Source organism: Nocardia sp. NPDC059691, assembly GCF_042733915.1.
Classification (GTDB): domain Bacteria; phylum Actinomycetota; class Actinomycetes; order Mycobacteriales; family Mycobacteriaceae; genus Nocardia; species Nocardia sichangensis.
Genome location: NZ_JBHWFB010000017.1, coordinates 93,500 through 116,140, shown reverse-complemented (window position 1 = coordinate 116,140; position 22,641 = coordinate 93,500). Strand labels below are relative to the sequence as shown.

General features: G+C 66.4%; 23 protein-coding genes and 1 pseudogene. 13 read left to right on the top strand and 11 right to left on the bottom strand.

The genetic code is table 11. The features are described 5' to 3' along the window. Window positions 1–132: 132 nt before the first annotated feature. From ACFV2O_RS31330 to ACFV2O_RS31295, 8 genes are all read left to right on the top strand, one after another. Window positions 133–867, top strand: a complete 735-nt coding sequence (locus ACFV2O_RS31330) for an aspartyl/asparaginyl beta-hydroxylase domain-containing protein (RefSeq protein WP_379255115.1) — start codon at window positions 133–135, stop codon at window positions 865–867. Then, window positions 864–3,326, top strand: coding sequence for a PEP/pyruvate-binding domain-containing protein (locus tag ACFV2O_RS31325; protein ID WP_379255113.1), 2,463 nt, complete (start codon window positions 864–866; stop codon window positions 3,324–3,326). The genes ACFV2O_RS31330 and ACFV2O_RS31325 overlap by 4 nt, the downstream gene beginning before the upstream one ends. Then, window positions 3,319–3,891 (top strand): hypothetical protein, encoded by a 573-nt coding sequence (locus tag ACFV2O_RS31320; protein WP_379255112.1) that lies wholly within the window; start codon window positions 3,319–3,321, stop codon window positions 3,889–3,891. The genes ACFV2O_RS31325 and ACFV2O_RS31320 overlap by 8 nt, the downstream gene beginning before the upstream one ends. Next, window positions 3,885–4,499 (top strand): hypothetical protein, encoded by a 615-nt coding sequence (locus tag ACFV2O_RS31315; protein WP_379255111.1) that lies wholly within the window; start codon window positions 3,885–3,887, stop codon window positions 4,497–4,499. The genes ACFV2O_RS31320 and ACFV2O_RS31315 overlap by 7 nt, the downstream gene beginning before the upstream one ends. After that, window positions 4,496–5,359 (top strand): glycosyltransferase family 2 protein, encoded by an 864-nt coding sequence (locus ACFV2O_RS31310; protein ID WP_379255109.1) that lies wholly within the window; start codon window positions 4,496–4,498, stop codon window positions 5,357–5,359. Before ACFV2O_RS31315 ends, ACFV2O_RS31310 begins: the two co-directional genes overlap by 4 nt. After that, window positions 5,356–6,579 carry a hypothetical protein gene (locus tag ACFV2O_RS31305; protein ID WP_379255107.1) on the top strand — a complete coding sequence of 408 codons (1,224 nt, stop codon included), beginning with the start codon at window positions 5,356–5,358 and terminating at the stop codon, window positions 6,577–6,579. Before ACFV2O_RS31310 ends, ACFV2O_RS31305 begins: the two co-directional genes overlap by 4 nt. A 246-nt stretch (window positions 6,580–6,825) precedes the next feature. Beyond that, the gene (locus tag ACFV2O_RS31300) at window positions 6,826–7,269 is read left to right on the top strand and encodes a hypothetical protein (RefSeq protein ID WP_379255105.1); all 444 of its coding nucleotides are present in this window, start codon (window positions 6,826–6,828) and stop codon (window positions 7,267–7,269) included. 515 nt (window positions 7,270–7,784) lie between these two features. Then, on the top strand, window positions 7,785–8,297 hold the full coding sequence (locus ACFV2O_RS31295; protein WP_379255104.1) for a hypothetical protein: 513 nt from the start codon (window positions 7,785–7,787) through the stop codon (window positions 8,295–8,297). A 28-nt stretch (window positions 8,298–8,325) separates the two neighbouring features. On the opposite strand, the gene ACFV2O_RS31290 is transcribed toward ACFV2O_RS31295, so the two are convergent. From ACFV2O_RS31290 to ACFV2O_RS31270, 5 genes are all read right to left on the bottom strand, one after another. Next, window positions 8,326–8,700, bottom strand: coding sequence for a hypothetical protein (locus ACFV2O_RS31290; protein WP_379255102.1), 375 nt, complete (start codon window positions 8,698–8,700; stop codon window positions 8,326–8,328). A gap of 269 nt (window positions 8,701–8,969) precedes the next feature. Next, entirely contained in the window at window positions 8,970–10,373 is a 1,404-nt protein-coding gene (locus tag ACFV2O_RS31285; RefSeq protein ID WP_379255100.1) for a DNA recombination protein RmuC, read from the bottom strand. A gap of 213 nt (window positions 10,374–10,586) precedes the next feature. Then, complete coding sequence (locus tag ACFV2O_RS31280) at window positions 10,587–11,561, bottom strand: hypothetical protein (protein ID WP_379255098.1); 975 nt, start codon at window positions 11,559–11,561, stop codon at window positions 10,587–10,589. A gap of 96 nt (window positions 11,562–11,657) precedes the next feature. Continuing rightward, the gene (locus tag ACFV2O_RS31275; protein WP_379255096.1) at window positions 11,658–12,104 is read right to left on the bottom strand and encodes a hypothetical protein; all 447 of its coding nucleotides are present in this window, start codon (window positions 12,102–12,104) and stop codon (window positions 11,658–11,660) included. A gap of 224 nt (window positions 12,105–12,328) precedes the next feature. Next, window positions 12,329–13,816, bottom strand: coding sequence for a hypothetical protein (locus tag ACFV2O_RS31270; RefSeq protein WP_379255095.1), 1,488 nt, complete (start codon window positions 13,814–13,816; stop codon window positions 12,329–12,331). Window positions 13,817–14,141: 325 nt separating this feature from the next. Here ACFV2O_RS31270 and ACFV2O_RS31265 point away from each other — a divergent pair, with 325 nt between their 5' ends. After that, a complete protein-coding gene (locus tag ACFV2O_RS31265) occupies window positions 14,142–14,402 on the top strand; it encodes a hypothetical protein (RefSeq protein WP_379255094.1) in 261 nt (86 codons plus the stop codon). A gap of 128 nt (window positions 14,403–14,530) precedes the next feature. Here the strand turns inward: ACFV2O_RS31265 and ACFV2O_RS31260 are convergent, their stop codons facing one another. The 3 genes from ACFV2O_RS31260 to ACFV2O_RS31250 form a co-directional block, all read right to left on the bottom strand. After that, window positions 14,531–15,037 carry a hypothetical protein gene (locus ACFV2O_RS31260; protein ID WP_379255093.1) on the bottom strand — a complete coding sequence of 169 codons (507 nt, stop codon included), beginning with the start codon at window positions 15,035–15,037 and terminating at the stop codon, window positions 14,531–14,533. Between the two features lie 212 nt (window positions 15,038–15,249). Continuing rightward, a complete protein-coding gene (locus tag ACFV2O_RS31255; protein ID WP_379255091.1) occupies window positions 15,250–15,870 on the bottom strand; it encodes a hypothetical protein in 621 nt (206 codons plus the stop codon). Between the two features lie 217 nt (window positions 15,871–16,087). Continuing rightward, on the bottom strand, window positions 16,088–18,028 hold the full coding sequence (locus ACFV2O_RS31250) for a hypothetical protein (RefSeq protein ID WP_379255089.1): 1,941 nt from the start codon (window positions 18,026–18,028) through the stop codon (window positions 16,088–16,090). Between the two features lie 108 nt (window positions 18,029–18,136). Between ACFV2O_RS31250 and ACFV2O_RS31245 the strand changes: the two genes are divergently transcribed. The 3 genes and pseudogenes from ACFV2O_RS31245 (at window position 18,137) to ACFV2O_RS31235 (ending at window position 19,531) form a co-directional block, all read left to right on the top strand. Further along, entirely contained in the window at window positions 18,137–18,484 is a 348-nt protein-coding gene (locus ACFV2O_RS31245; protein ID WP_379255088.1) for a hypothetical protein, read from the top strand. Window positions 18,485–18,672: 188 nt separating this feature from the next. Then, window positions 18,673–18,876, top strand: coding sequence for a hypothetical protein (locus tag ACFV2O_RS31240; protein WP_379255086.1), 204 nt, complete (start codon window positions 18,673–18,675; stop codon window positions 18,874–18,876). A 386-nt stretch (window positions 18,877–19,262) separates the two neighbouring features. After that, a pseudogene (locus tag ACFV2O_RS31235) lies at window positions 19,263–19,531 on the top strand (YnfA family protein). Between the two features lie 38 nt (window positions 19,532–19,569). On the opposite strand, the gene ACFV2O_RS31230 reads toward ACFV2O_RS31235, so the two are convergent. Next, window positions 19,570–19,941, bottom strand: coding sequence for a hypothetical protein (locus ACFV2O_RS31230; RefSeq protein WP_379255084.1), 372 nt, complete (start codon window positions 19,939–19,941; stop codon window positions 19,570–19,572). A 170-nt stretch (window positions 19,942–20,111) separates the two neighbouring features. Here ACFV2O_RS31230 and ACFV2O_RS31225 point away from each other — a divergent pair, with 170 nt between their 5' ends. Continuing rightward, on the top strand, window positions 20,112–20,837 hold the full coding sequence (locus tag ACFV2O_RS31225) for a dihydrodipicolinate synthase family protein (protein ID WP_379255083.1): 726 nt from the start codon (window positions 20,112–20,114) through the stop codon (window positions 20,835–20,837). A gap of 16 nt (window positions 20,838–20,853) precedes the next feature. Here the strand turns inward: ACFV2O_RS31225 and ACFV2O_RS31220 are convergent, their stop codons facing one another. Then, complete coding sequence (locus ACFV2O_RS31220; RefSeq protein ID WP_379255081.1) at window positions 20,854–21,489, bottom strand: AAA family ATPase; 636 nt, start codon at window positions 21,487–21,489, stop codon at window positions 20,854–20,856. Between the two features lie 199 nt (window positions 21,490–21,688). Further along, entirely contained in the window at window positions 21,689–22,636 is a 948-nt protein-coding gene (locus ACFV2O_RS31215) for a hypothetical protein (RefSeq protein WP_379255079.1), read from the bottom strand. Window positions 22,637–22,641 lie beyond the last annotated feature (5 nt).

The window sequence follows — 22,641 nt, the reverse complement described above, 5'->3', positions numbered from 1 at the left end:
GGGGCCCGCTCAGGTGTGTGCCCCATTGCTGCCCCTTGCTTGCGACCTTCGCCGAGCCCGTGCGGCTCGATCAGCCGAGTGTAGGCAGCACCCGGCTTGGGAGCTGGGCGTATTACCGCACACGCATATCGCATGACAGATCGGGAGTACACCAGGCCGGTATCCGGGGCCATGGTGGGCCAGGACAACAGTGCTCGACGAGAAGGGAAGCGTGCGTTGGTAAATCAGCTATCCGCCACAGGGGAGGGCCACCCGCGGACTCACGTAGGGGATTTCTACCTTGGCCCGACCGACGCCGTATTCGACGTGGATCTGCTGCGTCAGGCCTACGAGGAGGTGATGCAGCGGGTGCGACCGATAATTGCCGATCGCGCGGGTGATTCGGTGACAGCTGTTTCGTTGACCCATCGCAGGGATGCCACCGACCCGTTGACCGACGGCCTGCAGTCACAGTTCGCCCCCGACGGCGCGATGCGCTACCTGGAAAGCGAGTTCTGCTGCGTCAACGAAGCACTCGCCGATACCTACTTCGCCATCGTATGGCAATCGGTGAGGGCGTTGATGCCGGTCGGCCGGATGCGGCTGATGATCGTGCCTCCGCGCAAGGTCTACCGGATGCACGCGGATGCGACCCAGCGTGCCCACCTGGCCATCCGCACCGATCCCGAAGCGTTCCTCGTCGGCCCGGACGGGGACGGCTACCACGTGCCCGCCGATGGGCGGGTGCGGGTGTTCGATACCCGTCTGCGGCACACGGTGTTCAACGCGGGCACCGTCGACCGTGTGCACTTGGTGATGTCGGTGGCCGACACCGAACGCCCTCACCACACCGCGCTGCTGCGCCGGGCGGAAGGTGATAGCCGGTGACGATCCTGACCGGTGAGGAGATCCACCGCCAGTGGCGGCTCGGCGCGATCCGGATCGAGCCGTTCGACCAGGCGCGGATCAATCCCAATAGCTACAACTTCACCCTCGGTGACACTCTGCGCGTGTACCGCCGTCCGGAGCTGGACGCGCGAGCGGACAACCCGACCACCGAGATCGTGATCCCCGATGACGGATTCGTGCTCGAGGCAGGCAGGCTCTATCTGGCGGGAACGGCAGAAGTGCTGGGCGGCACCAAGTTCGCGCCGACGTTCTCCGCGCGCTCGAGCATCGCGCGTCTGGGCTTGTCGATTCATCTGTCCTCGGGGCTGGGTGACATCGGCTACGAGGGCCGGTGGACCTTGCAGCTGCTGGCCACCGCACCGGTGCGGGTGTATCCGGGGATGGAGATCGGTCAGATGATGTGGTGGACCCCATCCGGGGACATCACCTGCTACGACGGCAAATATCAGGGCGCGCGAGGACCGCGGCCCAGTGAGAGCTGGCGCACCCTCGACCGCGACATCGCACGCGTCCGATTCCCCGGCCGGGACGATGCCGGGATGGACGCCGGGCGAGTGGGGGCGAAAGCCGCGACCCTCGCCCAGATGGCGGCCCAGGTCGCAGTACCGGACCTGATCGCCGTGCCCGACACCGAGTTCGCCGCCGCGCTGCCACCGCGGACGGTCGAGCAGATCAGCGCCGTGTTCTCCGATCTCCACGCCACGGTTGGGGCGAACCTTACCGACGACGTCGCCCGGCTTCCCGGCTTGCTGGCCGACGTCGCGCTCACTGCCCGCAGCCGCGAGCTGTTGGCCCTGCGGCTGCGCGAGGTGTTCAATCCTGGTACCAGGTTCGCGGTGCGATCCTCAGCCGCCGGGGAGGATTCGGTAGCAGTCTCGCATGCGGGGCTCTACGACAGCCTGCTCGATGTCGCGGCGGAAGACGTGCCTGCCGCAGTGACTGCGGTGTGGCGGTCCTACTACTCGCTGCCGGCGGTGACCGCGCGTTTGCGTGCCGGGGACCTCGATCCGGCTCCGCGGATGGCGGTCATCGTGCAGGCCATGATCGAACCGGCCGTCGCGGGCATCGCCATGACCGGCTTGGACCCCGCCGAGCCTGACCGGGTACATGTCGAAGCCGTCCGTGGCCGCGCCGACCGTCTCGCCGGCGGCGCCGCGACCCCCGACGAGCATCTGCTGTCCCCGGCCGACACCGACCGCATCGCTGTGCTCCTCGACGCCGCGCGGGCGCAACTCGGTTGTGCGGCAGTCGATGTCGAATGGGTCATCGGCGATGACCAGCGACTGTATCTGGTGCAGGCACGGCCGAACACCGTCCGCCACCTCAGCCACCGTGACCAGCCAGCGGTGGTCCGGCTCTACGACGACCCTCTCCCGGCCGATATCCCCCTCGGGCCGATCGGCCCGGCCGTGGCGCACTTCGTCGGCAAACGCCGAACGGCCGCGTTGCTCGCGAGCGAACTGGACCTGGCCCGGGGCTCGGCCTTCGTCGTGTACGTCCCGGCCGAGCCGCACCGTGGCTGGTACGACGACCTCGCGGCGGTCCTGGATCCGGCGCTTTCCGGCGCCCAGGTGATCCTCGACGCCAGCGAATACGAACGGCAGATCATCCTCGACTACGTGCAGCTGCGCGGTCACCTGGAACGGCTGCTGGCCGCCACCCCCGATGGACAACCGTTGACGGTGCTCGTCCGGCAGTATGTGACCGGCCAACGAGGTGTCATCACCCGCCGCATCGGCAGCGAGTTCTATGCCGAGGCCTCGCCTGATGGGTTGCTGGCGATGAATCGCGGAACCGCGTCCTGCGCGGAGGTGCGGTTCACCGTCATGCAACCGGGACCGGCGGCGAGCGTGTTCGGCGGCACCTACAACGTGCGCCAGGTGATCGAATTCAGTATGCGGCTCGAGCAGCAACTGGGTCCGGTCGCGGTGGAATGGGTCGTCGATGCCCGCGGCATCGTCTACTACATCGACCACACGGCGCTCGACGCCGACCGGCACGACGCCTTGGCCATCCCAGCGGCCGCCGACACGATCATGATCGCAGAAGGCCGCTGTGTCGGCAGGGTGCTGCGTGTGACCGATCACGAAGCCCTGCAACGGTTGTCGGTTGCCCCGGCTGTCAGCGTCAGCGGTGGGGTCGACGTCAGCGGACACCGCGCCGTCGCCGACCTTGTGGCGCGCGCCCGCGAGATCCGCGCCACCGGGGAACAGGCGATCGTATCCGCGCCCCACCCCTACGCCATCCTCGCCGCCCTCATCGATCACGTCGACGGATTCCTGTTCGACTCCGCCTCACTCCTGTGCCATCTCGCGATCATCCTGCGAGAGAACCGGATTCCCGCCGCAGTACACCAGGCGCGGGATGGGGCGTTGGTGATGCTCGACGACGGCGCGGTCTACACACTCGCCACCTCGGAAGCCAACATCCATGACTAATACTGATCGTCCGAACCCGGTACTGCGACTGTGCATGATCGGCCACTCCGGGGCGGGAAAGTCGAGCGCCGCCGCGTTCGTCCGCTCCGCGGTCGCTCGCCGTTCGATGTCGTGTGAGGTGGTGAAAGTAGCCGCGCCGCTCTACGACCTTCAGCAGGCGTTCTACGCCCGCCTCGGGCAGCAGCTGCCCGACGGACAGCAGGACCAGCAACTGCTCGAGGCGTTGGCGCACTGGATCCGCAAACGCGAAGGCCAGTTCCTGGTCGAGGACTTCCTCGCCCGAGCGGCTGCGACTCACGCTGATGTGCTGGTCAACGACGACGTACGTTCCTACGACGTCGACTACCCGCAGCTGCGGTGTCGCGGCTGGACCGCCGTGCGGATCACCGCGCCCGACGAGCTGCGCGGCAAGAGGCTGGCCGCCAAGGGGTATGTGAGCTTGTCCGACGCCAGCACCGCCGGCGTCGATGCAGTCGAGGTGGACTACGAGATCTGCAACGACGGCACCCTGATAGACCTGGAGTCTGCAGTAGCCACCTTGGTCGAGCGGGTGCTGGCGTGCTGACCGGGCCCGCCATCGCTACCGCGGTGCGCCGCGGCGACATCGTCATCGACCCATTCGACCCCGCCGGATTGTGCGCGAACAGCTACGCCTTTCACCTCGGCGCCGAGCTCCTGCACTACACCCCGTCCGAAAGAGGCGTCCTGGACCCGCGCACCGACACCCCAACCGAATCGACGCTCATCCCCGACACCGGATTCGTGCTCCAGCCCGGCAGGCTCTATCTGGGCGTGACACGGGAAGCGATGGGCGCGACCAGCTATGCGGCGACACTGCACGCCTGCCGGTCGGTATCGTCGCTCGGGCTGCGGATCCAGCTGTCGGCACCGCTGGGGCACTGCGGTGCAGTCATGCCCTGGACTCTCGAGTTGCGCGCGGCGATGCCGGTGCGTGTCTATCCCGACATGACGATCGGCAAGATCGCGTTCTGGCCCATGCAGGGACGCCCCGTTCAGTACAGCGGCCGCTACACCGGCTCCGACGGCGCGGTCCGGTCGCTGATGGCCGCTTGCTCGGCGCCGGAGCAGCCGAAGGTGATACCGTCCGCCGAGCCCGTGCTCGCACCTCATCCGATCACCCACGCGTTCCAGCGAGAGGTCCCACAGCGTTGAGCAGCATCGATATCGTCATCCTCACCTACAACAGTGCCCGGCTGCTGCCCGAGGCCGTCGCCTCGGTGCGTGCGCAGACCGTCGCCGACCAGGTGCAGATCACCGTCATCGACAACGCCTCGACCGACAACACCCTCACCGTCGCCCGCGAACTGGGCATCGAGCCCATCGCCAACCCGACCAACGTGGGATTCGCCGCAGCTGTCAACCAAGCCGTCGCCACCGGCAGCGCCCCCTACGTCGCGATCCTCAATCCCGATGCGGCACTGGGCGATACAAAATGCCTGGAAGCGATGCGCGCCACACTCGACGACGAACAGGTGGGCGTCGTCGGCACCCGAATGATCACCGACGGCAAACCGTATCCCAACGGCCGCCGGTTTCCCTCGACCACGACCGCGGCCCGCCACGCCATCATGGGCCTGCTGCGTCCCGGCAACGCCGGAACCCGGGAATACTTCGGCGACGCCGCCGAGCACGCCGATGCCGACCAGGTCGTGGACTGGGTCTCGGGGTGCTGCCTGATGATGCGCCGTCCACTGTGGGAGGAAATGGGCGGGTTCGATGAGCGGTACTGGATGTATCTCGAGGACTGCCATCTGTGCTGGCGGCTGCGCCAACGCGGCTACCGCACCGTGCTGTCCGGTCCGGCGTGGGTCATCCACCACGGCGGCCAATCCAGCCGCACCCGCAAAACCAAATCGCTGTGGCACCACCACCGCAGCGCGGTGATCTTCTACGCCGACACCCGCACCGGCTGGAAGCGGGTACTGTTGCCCGCCGCCACCGCGTTCCTCGCAGCCCGCCTGGGCGTGCTCGTCGCGATCAACACCGCCCGCCGGATAACCTCCCGCGCTTGACCGAACCATCTGACGACAACGTCTTTGGGGGTGTATTTCCCATGCCCGAAAACCCTCGATGCTGGCTGATCATGGGACCGTGGCGCAGCCGCTACGACGACCCTACCCACGCCATAGACGATATGACCGGCCACGGCGTGCACCGCCTGGTCGACGTCGAGGCCGTGGGTGGGCGCGCCACCCGAGTCGTGTCCTGGAACCAATTGCGTGACAACCCAAGCGTCTACCACCTCACCGATGGTGTCATCGCGGCCGAGGAGACCGTGACCTACATTGATCTCACCGTCGCGGTGCACGGCAGCCGACCGATCCCCGACGCGATGCCGCTGGCTCTGCTGGCACCCGACACCGCCGGCTGGCTGGTCTACCTGCCGATCCGCCTCGGGGGCGAGGACGCCCTGTTCCACCGCCTCGACACCATCGAGGCGACCACACCACCACAGCACCCACCGACGCCCGCGGTGCTGGCTCACACCCTGCGGAATCTGCCCGCGTACTCCCAGACTGCTGGCAGCCACGAGTGCTGGTACTTCAAACAAGACCCCGACATCGAGTACGAGCACAAAATCACCCTCGACGTCGACATCGACATCTACGCACTCGCCCGCGACATCAACACCGAGATCCGCCGCGGCGGGCTGAGCGGATACCGCGCCGAGTACCGCAACGACTTCGAACTGTGGCAATTTGGCAACCACCTGTTCGACATCACCGGGCCCACCGAATCAGACCGCGGATACGCCTCGTTCATCCCCCGCCTCAACGGCGGCTACACCGTCAAACGCAAGCAATTCGCAACCGACGGATTCGCCCGGTACGAACGTAAACTCGACTGCCCACACGAACTGGCCACCACCGCCGAAATGAGCGCCTACCTGACCGGCCACCTCCACCTCGACGCCAACTACCTCGGAAGCTTCGACCGCATCCGCTTCGACAACATGCTCGAAAACAGCGACACCGGCCACATCTACTCACTCATGACCGACCGCTGCACCGTCACCGGCAACCGAGCAGTCCTCCAGCAACTCGAAATCGAATACTTCAACTCCCGGGGCGACAGACGCCAATGCCGCGCCGAGATCATCGACGAACTCCACTACCTCAAGACCTGGACACAGCAATACCTCCACAACCGAAACATCCCCGCCAGCAGCGACTACACCTCCAAATACACCTTTCTCCGTAACCTCAGCGATACCGCACACCACCCTCAATAAACGACAGCGATGGTGGGCGCGGCGGCGGCTGCGGCTGACCTCACTCGACGAGCTCCAGCGTGAAGGCATGCGACAGTGAGACCGACGTGGTCGATGGCGACGTCGTGCCGAAGACGGATACCGGGAGATGGTGTGGGATACGGGATCATGGCGTACGCGGTGGATGTGCAGGTGCTGTCGGCACCATCCGCGCATACCGGCGACCCGCAAAGATTCTTCGACTGGATGGTAGATGTCCATCGGGCCATGACTGGCTCCGCGGCAGTCCGGACGGCGTTGCGGGAGCTGTTCTTTTCCGAGGAGCACAGCGGCAGCGACGGCGCGCCGTACGCATTGGCGTTGCAAATTCTGTGCGCACGGTTCGGCGGAGCGTTGAGCAACCGTTACTGGTATCCGATCAGTTCCGGCTGGTTCGACAAGGTCGGCGACGCCCTCGGCGGCCTGGATATCGACTTCGATCCCCATGATCTGGCCTTCTCCGGATCTCCGATCTCCCTGCCGGAGATCGAGGACTTCCCCGCTGTCGGGCACTTCACCCGCGCCGAGCTGGAGCCGGTCGCCCGGGCGTTCGACACCGCCGATCTGTCGGGGATCGGCGATGAGGAGATCGCCGAATCGGTGACCGAACTTCGCGACTGGGTCCGCACGTGTGTCGATGACGGCCTCGACTTGGTGAGCTTCCACTACTGATCGTGCCCAGCCTCGGTTACGCCCACCGGGCGTCCCGGCATTCACGTCGAAATCGTGGTGCGTCAGATGTGCGGTGAGTGCGTCGAAGCGATCGAGCAGATCGTCCAGTTCATCGAGGATCGGCTGGGTGCGCCAGCGAGCCGCGACGCAGCGCGCAGTCGGCTCGAACCCGACGGCCTCCGGGCCCGGCGAGATCGTCAAGCGGCGGCACTGTCTGGGGGTCAGCCGGGGTGGGCTGATCGCCCGTCCGCCTGCGGGCGCTGCGACAACGGCCCCTTCCTCGTCGGTGACCTGGCCGCCGAACTGATCGGACTCGACCAGCTCCCCACACCGGTGCGGGACCGGGTTACTCGGTCACGGCTGACGCGAGCGCCCTCGGCACGGGCTGATCTGCGCCGAGCATGCCGGATGAGATCGGTCGCGTGATCTTCACGCGGCTTGTTGAGACCCTGTCGGGGCGTTGAGGGTCGACCGAACTCGCCCGTGAAACCTTGGGGCAAGGGCAGACTGGGGTGATGGCGCGCACGATTACCCCGGTGTACACCTGCGCGGTGTGCGGGAAGACGACCACCCGGCTGTTGGGTTTCATCGCGGTTCTGAAGCTCTCCGTCGACGGTGAGGGTGGTGGCCGGGCGAGTCGACACGCCGCGGTGCTGGGTACCTGCGCGGCTCATCGCGACCGGATTCCCGAGCAGTTCGCCGCCCAGGCCGCTGCCCGCGGTGAGGTGATCTCGGTCCTGGACGAGCCGGTTGCGCTGCGGCCCGCCCAGGTGCAGGACTGGTACATCGAGGTGGAACGGGCCGCCGCCGAAGCACTGGCCAGCGTGGGCTACCCGATCGACAACACCTTCATCCCGGTGAACTCACCCGACGAGCTGCCCAGCACCTGCCCGCACTGCGGCGGCGAACTGTCCTGGGGCACCGGCCCGCACGTCGCCGACGCCGCAGCACGCGGCGCATCCGCATGGGAATGCTTGGGCTGCCGAGCCGCCGGACTCCTGCAGCCGACCGACCGGCCCGCACACTAGCCTCGAGCCCACGGGAAGAGCAGGAGACTCACTGCCCACCTTCCTGCTGCTCTCGCAGTTTGCGGACGGCTCGCTCGAACAGCGCCCGGACACCGGCTTCGGCCGCGGCGATCTCTGCGGAGGTGGGTTCGGCGCCGTCACCACCGCGGCGGCGGGCCGCTTCCTCTGCCTGGTAGCGAATCTCGGCCTCGGCCTCGGCCTCCAACTGCCGTGCCGCCTCCTCGGCTCGCGCGGCAGCGGCCTCGTCCGGGTGCTCACGTTCCCAGACGACCGCGGCCCGCACGCCCTGCTTCAGCAGCCGATGCAGGCACGCCTTGGCGATCCACTCCGACAGGTTCTCCCCGGCCGCCTCCTGCACGTGAGCGAACAGGGCATCGTCCATCGAAATCTCTGCTGTTGCCATGTCCGACAACGATATGCCTGCTGCCGATCCAGACACGCCGATGTCGAACTCCTCGTCAGTCGGAATCGCGCTTCGGCGTTGTCAGGTACGTATCCGGCACCGAGCAGCAGCCTCAGCGGCCGGGCAGATCCGCGATGGGGAAGTCCCGGGCAAGGGTGTAGGTGCCGGGCGGCGCGATCGGGCCGGGCGCCGGCCCGGGACTGCCCGGGCCGGTTCTGTCGAGTGTTTGATCCACAGGCGCGGCATTGTCGCCGACCGGCGGGGTGAAGTCACGCTACGCCGGCGCCGTTGTCGGTGTCGGGATCAGTGGTGCTCGGGAATGTCAGTGCTCGTGCGCTGCGTTCGATGGGTGCCAGGTCCTTGAGTGTGGCGTCGGCCCCGCGCAGTTCTGCCATCTTCCGGGCGCTGGGAAGTACGCGGCCCTCGAAGGAGCCGACTGTCTTGTTGAAGTTCTCGACCGCCTTCCCCAGGCTGTTGCCCGTAGCGTTGAGGTGCTCGACCATCGTGGCGATCCGCTTGTACAGCTCGCCGCCGAGTTGGGCTATCTGCTCGGCGTTTTCGGCAAGCGACTGTCGCTGCCACATGTACGCGACCGTGCGCAGCGACATCAGCAGATTCGTCGGGGTGGCGATGATGATCTTGCTGGCGATCGCGTAATCCCACAGCCCGCGGTCGTGGTCCAGGGCTGCGTGCAGGAAGGCGTCGGAGGGCAGGAACATCACCACGAATTCCGGTGTGCACGCGAACTGCGACCAGTACTGTTTGGCCGCGAGCTGTTCGACGTGGCGGCGGACATTGCGCGCATGAGCGGCCACACGCTCCTGGCAGGCAGCCTCGTCGTCAGCCTCCTGCGCCTCCAGGAACGCGCCGCACGGCGCTTTCGCATCCACGACGATCGTCTTGCCGCCGCCGAGGTTGATCACCATGTCCGGCCGAACATTTTTGGTGTCGTCGTCGGTGACCACATGCACCTGCTGCTCGAAGGTGACATGCTCGACCATGCCGGCGGCTTCCACGATGGTACGCAGTTGAAGCTCGCCCCACTTCCCGCGGACTCCCGGCTTGCGCAGCGCGTTGACCAGTTGCTCGGTCTCCTTGCGGATTCGCTCGTTGGTGTGATTCACCATCTTCACCTGTTCGGCAACCGCCGCGAACGCGCCGACACCGCTTTCGTGAAATGTCTGCACTTTGGCAGAGAGCTTGTCGAGCGCGTGGTGCAGCGGTGTGACCATGGCTTCGATCGCGCTCTTGCGCTGATCCATCTCCCCGGCCGTGGCCTTCGCGCGATGATCGGTCATTTCGGTGAACCGCTCGATCAGCTGTGAACCGGACTGCTGCAAAACCTCCCCGGCCATCTGCCGAACGGTGTGCTGCATCTCTTCCTGAGCGCCGCGCAGCAGGCCCAACTGTTCGGCGAACCGCTGCCGCTCGCCATCCAGCTGGGCTTGCAGGCCACCCTGCACAGCGGCGGCCTCCTGAAGCTGCTGCTGCAACGCCTGGACCTGCGCCACCGCGGCGTCGCGTTCGCTACGAGCCCGCTCAGCCTGCTGGTGTTCTTGGCGGGCACGTTCCTCGGCACCGTCAGCGCGGCCGCGCGATACCATGTATCCGGCACCCGCTGCCAGCGCAGCGACGAAGACAACGACAATAATGAAAGCAATCGAACTGATCACGCCAAACCCTCCATAGCTCAGATGATTTCGGGCACCGGCTTGCCACACATTGCCGGTTGAGGTGACGCAGACGATCGACCAGAACTCGGGGGTGTCGATCGGCGCAGAGCATGCCACACCCCACCGACAACAACGTCGGCCAAGCTCGATTCGCGTCGGCTGCGGAGAGGCCGGGTTGGACAGCGCGGTGTTCGGTGAACACCCGCCAGGAGTTCAGATACCGGTCTCGAAATCGTTGAGCGTCAGGTGTGCGGTGAGTGCGTCGAAGCGGTCCAGCAGATCGTCGAGTTCGTCGAGGATCGGCTGGGTGCGCCAGCGAGCCGCGACGCCGCGCGCATAGTAGTCGGGGTCGAGATCACCGGCGGGCGTCGAAGCATATTGTCGCAGTAGGTGTTCGGTGGTGATGGCCGCGATGGTCTCGGTGGTCAGCGGGTCGAGGTCGTCGACATATCCGGTGGCCAGGCCGCGGTCGTCGAAGTCGGTCAGGAAAGGCAGCGCGCCGTAGGCCGGGGGCAAGACGGGGTTGGGGTCGGTCTCGGTGGTCGAGGTGAGGATGCGTTCTATCTCGAGGTGTCCTGCGGCTTTCGGTGCGTGAGCGAGGACAGCGATCCAGCGGCGGAACACCCGGACCGGGCAGCTTGCGGGCAGCCCGGTGGCAGGTAGTTCGACCAGCGGCTGCGGCCCGATCGTCACCGTGGTGTCGGTGACGGTGACCTCGTGTTGGGTTAGGGCGGCGATCTGCCGCCAGGACAGCCCGGAGGTGGCCAGCAGCAGGAGGACCGCGTCGCGGCGCCCGTGCAGGCCTTCGGTCCATCCGGTGACCGGCAGCTGGGGCAGCAGCGCGCCGGCGCGGTCGCGGGCGGCGTCGAGCCGGGCGCCGCGGCCGGGGTTCAGGGCCCGCCGGACGGCTTCGGCTTCGCCGGGGGCGGGGTGGCCGGCACGCTGGTGGGCGGTGTTGATGGCGGTGACGCGGCCGCGTTGGGTCGCGGGAGTGCCGGGGTGCTCGGCGAGGTAGGCCAGCACTGTGGCAGCGCTGGCCGGGAGCGCGGTGTGCTCGGCGGCGGCCGCCCATCGTGCGAACTGCCGCCACTCCCGGGCGTGTTCGCGCCCGAGACCGGGGACGAGGGTGGGGATGGGCCGTTCGTCGATCAGTGCGGTATGCGGGTCGTGGTCATGGGAGTCCGTCATCTCTGTCCCGTCTCGGTTCGCAGCTTCGCCACATCGCGGACTCGCGCACCTGCGCGCGGTGAAGCTGAACATATTCCACCGCTGGGACAGGTGGTGCTATTCGGGCGTGCGCACCGCGGGCGCCGAGTCGGATCGCCGCAGGCGTCGGGCACGTAGGAAGATCACCGTGTTGTACACGCAGATCAGCAGGCACAACATCGGCACCGAGGTGACCACGACCGAGACAACGGCAGACAGCCGCTGCACATCCTGTGTGAGGATGAGGGTGTTGCCCGCCACCGCGACCACCACCCAGACCACCAATTGGCCGGCGAAATACCAGCGCGCCGATCCGCCGCGGTCGCGAGTGCTGGCCAGCAGCGCGTAGAACAGCCCGGCCTGGAACACTGTCGCCGCTACGACGATCGGCCACAGCCCCGTCAGATACAGCGGCATCCCCGCCAGTTCGGCGAGCTCGCGGCCGAACAGAAACGACGCGACCGAGGACAACCCCATCAGCACGAGCGCGGCCCACACCGCGACCCGTCCGATCCATCCGCTCATCACTGCTCCTGACACCCACCACATTCCGGGCATCGGTGTGGCGGACACGTTGGGAGAGAGGGCAATTCACACAGCTTACGACCGGGCACCGACACGCGTGCGGCTTTCACGGCCGGGGCGGTGCGAGATCGACGCCCCCGACGAGTTCCGGGGACGGCCAGTGCACTGCGGCGGTCACCAGCCGAAGTAGCTGCGGATGAGCAATTCGTCCGGGCGCGGCTCGGCTATCTGGAGGTCTTGTGGTGCGCATCCGAGCAGGGGGTGAGCGTGCGCGGCAGCGTCGGTTGGGTGGTGGAGCAGGAACGTTCGATCACAGTGTTGACGTAGTCGAGCGCGGTGGTCATCAAGGTCACCGCGAAGGTGGCCAGGTCACCGACGGTCGTCGGTTCGGCCGACAGGATCGCGATGATGGCTTTCCAAACGCCGAGTCGGTCGGCTTGTCGCTGGGTGAGTTCCACGTCGGCGAGCAGGTCGAGGTTGACCGCGATGGTGGTAGCGCTGCCGTATCCACGGCTGGGTACCGGCCCGGTCGGCAGTACTGCCTCGTGGATGTAGTTGCGCAGTGTCGCAGTGATGTGGGCGTAGCTGCGGTGCTCGACGATCCGGCCCACGATCCCGTCGTCGGCGTATTTCTCGACGATGTGGCTGGTGACCAGGGCCGGGGAGTACAGGGTCTTGGGTTCGTTCCTCCTCGGCGCCCTGCCATCGTGCAGCCGTCTGAACAATCGGCCGAAGGTATCGAATACCGCTGTCAGGTACAGCAGTTCGCGGTCGAAGGCCTCACTGACCCGCTCGGTGGTATCGACGGTGGGTGTGTGCGGTCCGTTGTGGGTCGACAGCGCGGCCAGCAACTCGTCGAGCGCGCGCAGTGCGCGCTGGGCCCGCGCCGCGATCGAACCGAGGTCGGAGACGACATCGGCGTGCCCACCCACCCCGGCGGCCACCATCAAGTAACGAAACAACGGGACGTGGCTTTCGACCCCGACGTGATACATCCCGCTGACCGACCCGGCGCGCAGATCGTCGTGGACGATAACGCCCTGCCGGTTGTATCGCAGGCTCAGGTTTCCGGTCATGCGCAGGTAGTGGCCGAATATCGGAAGCAGGTCGGCAGGAGTGATCATGGCGGCGATGTCGTTGTCGGCGACATCGGCGCGGCCCGCGGTCGCGGCCTCGGTCACCACGACGTCGAGCCCGAGTTTGAGGGCGACGGCGGCCAGAGCGGCGGCGCGGTATCGGTCTTCGTCGCTGAGGTCGGACTCTGCGGACTGTAGGGCGTCGAGGTCGGCATAGACGCCGAAGAACGGGCACCAACCACCGTAGATCTTTTCGCCCGCGGTGTAGGTGCTCACCCAAACCTGGGAGGCGTCGGCGACCTTCTCCAGTTCACCGAAGCTGCGATAGTCCACGACATGCACGACTTCACAATCGATGCGCCGGCTCCACAGCTCGGTCAGATCCTCGTCGCGGTCCTCGCCGAACACGAGCAACGCGGGCTCCACTTCCGGACGCCGCCGCAGCACCGACACGAAGTCGGCGACATCGGGCGGCTCCGGCCCCAGCGTCGAGACATCCAGGCCGACCCGCAGCGGCCGCGTCGCCGGGATGAGCGGATACAACGGCTGATGCTCGCCGTGAGGTGCACGGACATACCTCATGAAGCGATGCTTCGGCACATCCTCAGGCAGTACCAGCCCTTCGGTGTCGGTCACGCCGAAAGTCTCTCCCGCCGCAATGGCCCTGCGCTACACCCAAACGCCTGGACTCGGTCGAGAAATGCTCACCCACCTCGACGGTCACGTTCCCGCCACCAGCATGCAGCTACCACGAGGCCGAGCACGACCATCCCGAATTGCGGATCGTGGGGGCGGAACAGCGGAGCCGCATCTTCTCGCCGTGCTTGGACATCTCGCTTCTCGGTGTGAAGTGGAGGTGTGGCGAGCTCGCGCGGGGCGCTTCCTGCCGTCCGGGCAGAGCTCCTCGACGGCTAAGCTGCTCCTTCTCATGGATATGCAGATGCCGCCCCGAGGTGAAGAGATGGAACTCGGCAAGAAGTTCGAGGAGTTTCTGGCCGACTACGATGCCTCGGCGATATGTGATGCCAACTTGGATCGGCTGCGAGGGGAAGATCCCGACGCTGCGCGTATCTTTGCTGGTTTGTCCTTTACAGGATGGCTGACCGACCGTACCCGGATCGCTCCGCTCGGTCGAGCACTCGAGGAATACGCTGCCAGCAAGCTCGCCGCGGATCGGATGGATCTGTATCGTCAGCTCTTCGCCGGTACCGACAACGAATAGCGCTGACGGCCTACTACTTTCGCAGTTGGCTGGTGCGATGGCGATATTCCAGACATGCGGTATTCGGTGAAACACCGGTCGCGTCCATCACCGGGTCCTCGCTGCCCGGCTCGAACCACCAAGGTGATCTACTCGGGCCAAATGACGTGGCCGAACAGATGATTCGGGTCAATCACCACCACCGCCTTTCGCGAGAGATGCCACGCCGTTCGTGTGCGTCGGCCGCGTAGGTATGAACGCACCGCATCTACCGGATCGGCATCGACCGGGACATCGAGATCCTTGCCCATGAAGTCGATCCGGCGTCCGGAGTGGCCGACATCCGCAGGATGTCGCCCGAGATCGGACGCACCGAAGTCCCGGCACTTCCTCCGACGCGGCGGGTACGGCTGCTCGGGATGCCTGGCGTAGAAGGTGAACACGTCGAGGTCCTTCACACCGTTCTTCCCGTCTACCCAGTGCAGCGCGCCGCCCTGGCACAGTGCCGTCAGAAGAACCCGATCCCGCAGTACCCGCAAGTGAGGGTGGCGTCGCATCAGCTCAGCGTGATCTTCGTACGCCAACTCGGCCAGGCGGCGAAGGTGGTCTTCGGTCAGAGGCTCATAGGAGCGCTCGGCGACATCGTCATAGGCCATCGAGCGATGGTAGGCCCGCGATCCGCCACATACGTTGGCCTCGCGCACGATCTGCCGGGCGTCCAAACCTACGTACGCCGATCACCTGGCGGGTGCTGCTCCTGTCGATCACTTCCACCGGTCCTCTCATCGTTGGGCGCTGCGCTGCAGGCACGGGGCCAGGCGGCGCTTCACGCGGCGCGGTGCCGAGTCCGGTGTCCGGCGGCGTGATGTCAGGCCCAGCCGTCGCGGGCCGCCGACTCAAGTACTTCGTGACCGAACTGGCGCAGCAGCGAATAGTGCCCGTTGTCCGGATAGATCACCTGCCCTTGGGGATAGGGTGCTGGAGCGTCGAAGGTGAAGTTGCCAGTGATACCGATGAAACTCAGTCCCTCCTGCAGGGCGACGTAGAATTGCTCTAGCTCGTCGACGTGCGCACCACCGTCCTTGTTCACCATCGCAAGGACGATCTTCCTGCGAGAGAACGTCGTGCCGTTGTGGACGAACACCGGCTGACCGGTCCACCAATTCTCGATCGACACCCGTTCCAGGATTGCTTGCCCGAGCAACGGCGACGTGCGCACGGGGGGCGCGGTGAGCGGGGTCAACTCGATCGTGAGGAAGTCCTTCCAGTCGCCATGATGCCGCTTGGTGGCGTGGATCTTCTTCGGGGCGTCCGCCCCAAGATGGGTCATCAGAGATGTGCTTTTGGGCGTCTGGTGGAACAGTGTCCGGAGCCGGATGCCGATGTTCAGCGCCTGCTCCTGCTCCCCGGCGTCGAATGCCGTACACGCCGAGCGCGTCAGCCTCAGCTGACGAGCGAGTTCGTCCTTCATCCGCGCCGGGTCACTCACCGCGCGCTCCTACTGTGCTTCGGCGGGTAGAGCGCCGTGAAGGCCTCGCGGCGGCAGATCTCGGCCGGATCAGATGCCAGTATGCACACCTGTCCTGACAGCTCGAGCGCGTGATCGCCGCAGGTACAGGCGACCTGTGCTGTCGCGGTATTGCGACAGTGCCACAGTATTGTGCGTGGCGGGAGCTCTCGACCCGCCGAGACACTTCTCCGGCTCATCACTTCGTCGTGGTCCTGCGGTCGGTAGTTCCCCGCACTCGGTGGCGGCGAAGCTCAGGGGGATCAGGAAGACCGAAGTCGATGACCAGCTGCTCGAGATCGGAATCCGGGCCTGGAATGCCATTGTCGTACACGGTAGCCAGGACTGCACCGGTCACCGGATCGATCAGGATGCCCAGGGCGTGATCGAGCTGCATCTGATGTTTCTTGGCGCGAACGTATAGGTCGAGGCGACGCAGGTAGGCCTCTGTCGGCTTACCCGCCGTGCTGGTCATGGCCGCGAAGAGGCAGCTGTTGCCGCGTCTGGATCCGCCGATGATGCCTGTGGAGTGGGAGTTGTTGTCGGCTCGGGTCGCGTTCGCGAGCTCCGCCAGCTGGTTCATGAAGTCGTGCTGCGTGGTGTCGCTGCACCCGAGCAGTGCGGTGGTCATGGACAACCAGCCCGGGAAGCGGTTGGTGGTGAGAGTGTCGATCAGTTCGAGAGCTGCGGGGTCGGCGTGCATCCGCGGCTTCTCCGCGGGTTCTGCCGATGGGTCCAACTGGTAGCGGTACCAGTCATCGATGTCCGCGGTGAGGCCGGGGATGAACTCGACCTGTTTGCGCTGGCGCCGGCGGCGGCGCGCTGCTGCATTGGACAGCGGCAGTTGCGGAAGCTCGCGGCGGGTGAGGGCAGGATCCGGATCGACGTAGAGCTGCCCGGCGAGGAAGTGCAGGAAGTAGTCCAGCTCGTCGACGGCTCGGAAATGCTGGGTGAGGTCGCGCTCGGTGCGGCGGCGCAGGTACAGCAGCAGCTCGGCGGGTCGATCGACCAGTTCCGTGACGACGCGTAGATCGTGCAGGCACACCACCCACGGCAGGTTGTCCTGGGTGAGTAGACCCGCGTTGACCATCTCGTGCGTGATCGTGGCGATGCCGGAGAGGTCGTCAAGGGTTACGGCCAGTACATGGACCTCGCGGACGTCGGCGAGGTCGATCCATGTGTCATCACGCAGACGAAGACCATGGTCGGCGAGGATTCGATCGCGCATGCGGTTACCTTGTTCGCTGGCGGCCGAGACCATGCGGCGAAGGTCCAGTTGCAGCGGGCCCGGCTTGCCGGTGCGCGACCCGGGCCGCAGAGCCACCGCCTTGGCCTCGATGACAATGGCGATGTCGTCGAGCACAAGAAGGCCGTCGCCCTCGACCAGTTTCGTGTACTCGGCCGGAGAATTCTCCGTGGAGTTGGCTGGGATGAAATAGTCGAAGGCGCAGTGGGTTCGGCAACCGGGTAGATGCGGCTGGATCAGCGCGGTCGCGGCACGTTCGAGATAGTCGCCCCGGTGCTTCTGGTAGGTGTTCCACGCCCCCGGGTTGGTGCGTAGTTGCTGTTCGACGCGTTCCCGGATGGCATGCGTCGGTAGCGCCTCGTGCACGACCGCATAGCTGCCGTCGGCAGCGCGCAGGATCGGGCGGGTGCGGAAGGGTGAATTGCCGGTCAGGAACTCCTCGGCGGCTTCACCGGGTTCTCGGTGTTCGAACGACACCGCGAACAGGTCGATGATCGCTGGAACGACGCCGGGGGAAACGGCGGCTCGTCCGGCGACAACAGTATCGTCGAAGGTGGGCAGCATCGTGCTACCTGTTCCTGACCGCCCCCATGCCTCGGCCCACTCGGTGCGCGCTCGGTCGATGAGATCGTGCTCTGTGTCAGTTGGCTCGTCGCCGATGGACTCAGGCAGTTCGACCAACCGGCCGATCGCAGCGATCCTGGCGTGCCACGCTTCCCGGTGCAGGTCTCGCAGCGCGATGAATACCCGTCGTATGTCCGCGACGGTGAACCCGAGTACGGTTCGGCAGTCGTGTTCGATCTGGGGGTGATCGAACAGTTCGGACAATTCGTCCTCGACCATGTGTGGATAGGCGATATTGCGGACGAAAACCTCTCGCAGAGCCGAACCCATCGCGAGTACAGAGGCCTGTGATGGATCCTGGGATGATGTTCCCGCGATTCGGAGAGCACCAGCTATAAGCGCGGACGTTGCAGCGGAACTGATTTCCTGCATCGCGGATTGGAGTTCGCCGACCGGTATATCTTCTTCGACCACCGGGCTTCGGTCTCCACGTGCTGCCAGGATGAGCGCTACGAACTCGATCGCTGCCAGCAGCTCGGAGTCAGGTGTCGACGCATCGGCGCCGAACAGCTCGTGCTGGAATTGGAGCTGACCCACCACATCGAAAACATCGAAGGGGGCGGCAAGGTCGGCGATGCGTTGGGCGAGCTGGTCGACGGTCTGCCGCTGGTTCACCACGTCGAACACATCCACCACAGAGCCATCGACGACTACCGCGGCGGTGTGATGCGCGGCCCGTCGATTGCGAAGGTCTCTGCGGCGTTTGCGGGCGCTTCGGCTACTTGACACGAATGCCAACGGTACCTTCGGCAACCGACACTTCTCGACGTTCAGCCGGGTGGGGTTACGGTCGAGGTAAGCGCAGGCAACGTGCGGTTCTGCGCCGGACGCAACCCGTCCTATTCGACTCGTGACGGGTCGGTAGTGCCCGCGTCGGTACGCGGCGCCGCGCCGACGCGGGCCTGCGGGCCCGGGTGAGGGACAAGCTGGCCGAGGTCGACGCCAAGCTCGCCGAGCTCACCGCGGTGCGCGATACCTTGACCGCTGCACTGGCCGCGGGGTGCGAGGACTTGCTCGCGTGCAGCGAATCACCGTCGTGCCCGGTCCCGTTCGACACCACCCCCACCGCCACCGGCAGATCCTCGTCGACGTGTGCGGCGGGCCGTTGTGAGTGCTGAGCAGACGAACGGGCGCCGCTGGTGGGCATCTATCGGCGCCGGGATCGCGGTGTGTGCGGGCTGCTGCCTGGCCCCGATACTGATCGCCGCCGGAATCCTGGGCGACGGCACCGTGTTCGTGAGCCTGTCGTGGCTCGAGCCCCTCGGGGGTTCGCCCTGATCGGGCTCGGCGTGGCCGGGCTGGTGTGGTCACGGCGACGTTCGCGGCAGCGCGGCTGTGGCGGCACTGAGTCCGGCAAGCGGTCGTGTGCGAGCACCGGCTGCGGGTGCTCGACAACGTCGGCCGATGCCCTGGGACTGGGCATTTAGGATCTGCGCCCATGACCGTGTTGCGCTCGATCCTGCTGTTCGCCGTGGCGGCCGTAGCCGAGATCGGTGGAGCCTGGCTGGTCTGGCAGGGCGTACGCGAACACCGCGGGTGGGCCTGGATCGGCACCGGCGTCATCGCTTTGGGCCTGTATGGGTTCGTCGCCACTTGCAACCGGACGCCAACTTCGGGCGCATCCTGGCCGCCTATGGCGGGGTGTTCGTCGCCGGATCCCTGCTATGGGGGATGGCGTTGGACGGTTTCCGGCCCGATCGCTGGGACGTGATCGGCGCCGTCATCTGCCTGGTCGGGGTCGCGATCATCATGTACACGCCCCGCACCGCCTGAAATACCGGCCGTCGCGCGGGCCGGACCCGGCGGGTCGATCAGCTCAGGCGGCCCAACGGGCGGGTCACGGCGGCACCGATCCGGGGCAGCCGGATCATCATCGCGTGACCGCCGACGGCGACATTGCCCACGCGCTCGGGCTGTTCGGTGCAGTAGTGCGCGACATGTCGGGCCAGCCGGAGAAACTCGGCGTCGGAGCCGTCGAAGGATCGGAACTGGCCCACGGGCACCTCGGGGAGGATCAGAGTTCCCTCCCGAGTTTCGGTCTTGCGGGCGAAGTTCGACCGGGACGACACCGAGATCCTGGTGGCCCGGCCGTAGGGGTCGAAGAAGTACGTCCAGGCGGTGGTCGGGCCGAGCTGGTCCTCACCGAACTGCTCGCCGACCTCACGCCACAGCTGCGGCAGCATCGACTCCGCCTCGGCGATTACCGCGGCCGCCGAGCGATCCGGACCGGCGGCGATCGCCTTCAGCCACGGTTCGACGACCGCAGCGGTGCCGGTGCCCGCGACGATGAACCTCCCGCCCGCGGGTGCCCAGCACTTGGTGAAGTGCGCCCCGACGGGCGCGCCTGCGGCGAATGTGCAGCGAGTGGGCGGGGACGGTGATCGCGCATGTCGGGGCCACGGCGGTGGCCGATGTCCGCGCGGCAGCGCGGCATGCCGTGGAGCACGCCGACGCTGTGGCGGTGATCGCCCCGTACTTCTTCGCCGCCGCACCCGAGTCCGGCGTCGAGCAGTTCTTCCGCCAAGTCATGACCGGCATCGAGCTGCCGTGGCTGGTGTACAACTTCCCACGCCACGCCGGTAACCCGGTCAGCCCGGTGGTGGTAGCACGGTTGGCGGGGGAGTTCCCGCAGTTGGTTGGCGTCATGGACTCCGGGAAGGATCTCGAGGTCACCCGGGCGTACAAGACAGGCTGCCCGCGGCTGTCGGTGCTCGTCGGCGACGACCGCGCCGCGGCGCGGCTGGCCGAACTCGGCCTGGACGGGGTCGTCACCGGCGCGGGCGGCCCGGTCGCCGAGCTGCCGGTCACGATCACCGCAGCCGCCAGGACCGGTGACGAAGCCTCGGCGAGCAACTGGCAGCGGGTATGCGACACCTACAGCGACACCCGCAAGGCGATGGGGTTGTCGGACATCGCGTTCGCGAAGGCCGCAGCAGCCACACGGCTGCCCGGCTTCCCCCTACAAGTACGCGCGCCACTGACCGGTGTCGACGAGCAGCAGCGCACCCGCATCGAACGTTTCCTCCGCAGTGAAACGCTGCCCGCGATCGACGCGCTACACGCCGGTACGCGCCACTGACCACCCGCCCCGACAGCTATCCCGCCGCAGGAGAGGTGGCGATGACGTGGTCACAGAAGGTGTGGGCGAGGGCGCGGACTCCGCTATCGAGAACTTCTGTGCGGTAGGTCTCCCAGTTCGCCAGCTTGGGTGCGTCGCGTTCGGCGCCGCGCGCGATCATCCGCGCGCGGATCAGCGGCGCGGTCGCATCGAGCCAGATCGTCACCAGCGGAACCGATTCAGCAAGGCCGGTGTAGTCCCGGAGGTGATCGCTCAGCGGCATCTCACGCGCGGCGGCTTGGCGGATAGTGGACAGGAACGGGGCGTCGAGCACGACCGGGTGTGTGGCGGCGACGGTGAGTCCGGTCCGGATGAGCCCGTCGTAGATGCCGGGGCCGACAAGCGTGCGGTAGGTCTCGGAGTCGCGATCGTGGGGGTCGCCGGTCAACGTCTGCATGACCGATTCCTCCAGCACCGGCGCGAACCGATCCTTGTCCAACACCGGAGCGCCCAACACGTCCGCGAGATATGCTGCGGCCGTCGACTTCCCGGACGCTGGGAATCCTGCGACGACGATAGCGCCCCAGTCGTGCAGTCCGGTGACCGCGTCGCGCAGCGCTTCTGCCACCGACTGGGGCAAGGCGGAGCTGAGTGTGGGGTGATCATCTGCCATGTGATCAGTCCATCACGAAGCCTTGGCGAAGTTGCGGAGCTGAATTGTCGAGTCTCGCAGCGTGTTCTGTGTCGCTGACATTGCTGTCGCGTCCACGGGCGAGTGATCGGTTGGGGTCCCAGGCTGCCGAACATCATGCGACCCCGGTTTCACGCGCTGTCCACCGTGTCGTAGAGCTCAAGAATCTCGGTTGCGCCTGTCACGCTCGCGGCCTTTCGCGCGCGATGGGCAGATGCGCCAATTGCTTACTCAGCCAGAAGGCTACATCGCTGATTTCCGTGGTGACCCACCGCCGGTAGCCACTGGCCGGATCGACGATGATCTGTCCGGACTCGCTGATGATCACATGCTCTTGGGTGAATTCGAACGGCATCAGCAATCCTGCGGCTGTCGTCGCGATGGGCAGCGCAGAACACACCGGGTCAGCGGGCCAGCGGTCCAGAAGGGGCCCGAGCGCGGGATCGGCCGGTACGCCGCATGCAGCGAACAGCCCGTCGTGCATGGTGATCTCCGCAACCGACACCGTCTGCGATCGTACGAGCATCAGATCTTCCACGGACTCGACAACCGCGGCCGCGTCAGCAGGGGCGTGGAGAAATTCGGTGTCGGACAGGGTGACCGCGAGAAGCGTGCGCAGCTGCGCGTCATGCCGGAGCACGCTGGCGAGCGTGGCCGGGGAGCCGGTGGCGATCCAGCGCACAGCGGGAGAAGAGGTCGCGCATACCTTCCGGACCGCGGCGAGGACATCCACACTGGGATCGTCGACAGCGGCAGCAGCTGAGCCGTCACTGTCCAGCCCGTGGTGTTGTTGCGGCGGTCGCGCCTGGCCGACGACCGGGACGTCGTCGCGGCCGACCGAGTCCAGGACGTAACGGGCGCATCCCAGTGCGCGGCTAGCGGCGTCACTGGTGACGACGAGCGCGAGGTCGTTCGAGGCTGCGGCGCTCAGTAGTGCCAGCAGATTGCCGGGATCGCTGGTGATCGGCGCCTCGAAGATGACCGGGGTGCGCGCGAGTTCGCGTGCTGGTGGGCCGGCCTCGCGAAGCTTTTTGGCGAGGCTGTCCCAACCGTAGGTCTCGGCGCGCCACAGTTCGTGGTGGTACCACGCGGTCGGATCGCAGCAATCGTCGTCATCGATATCACCCACAGCGA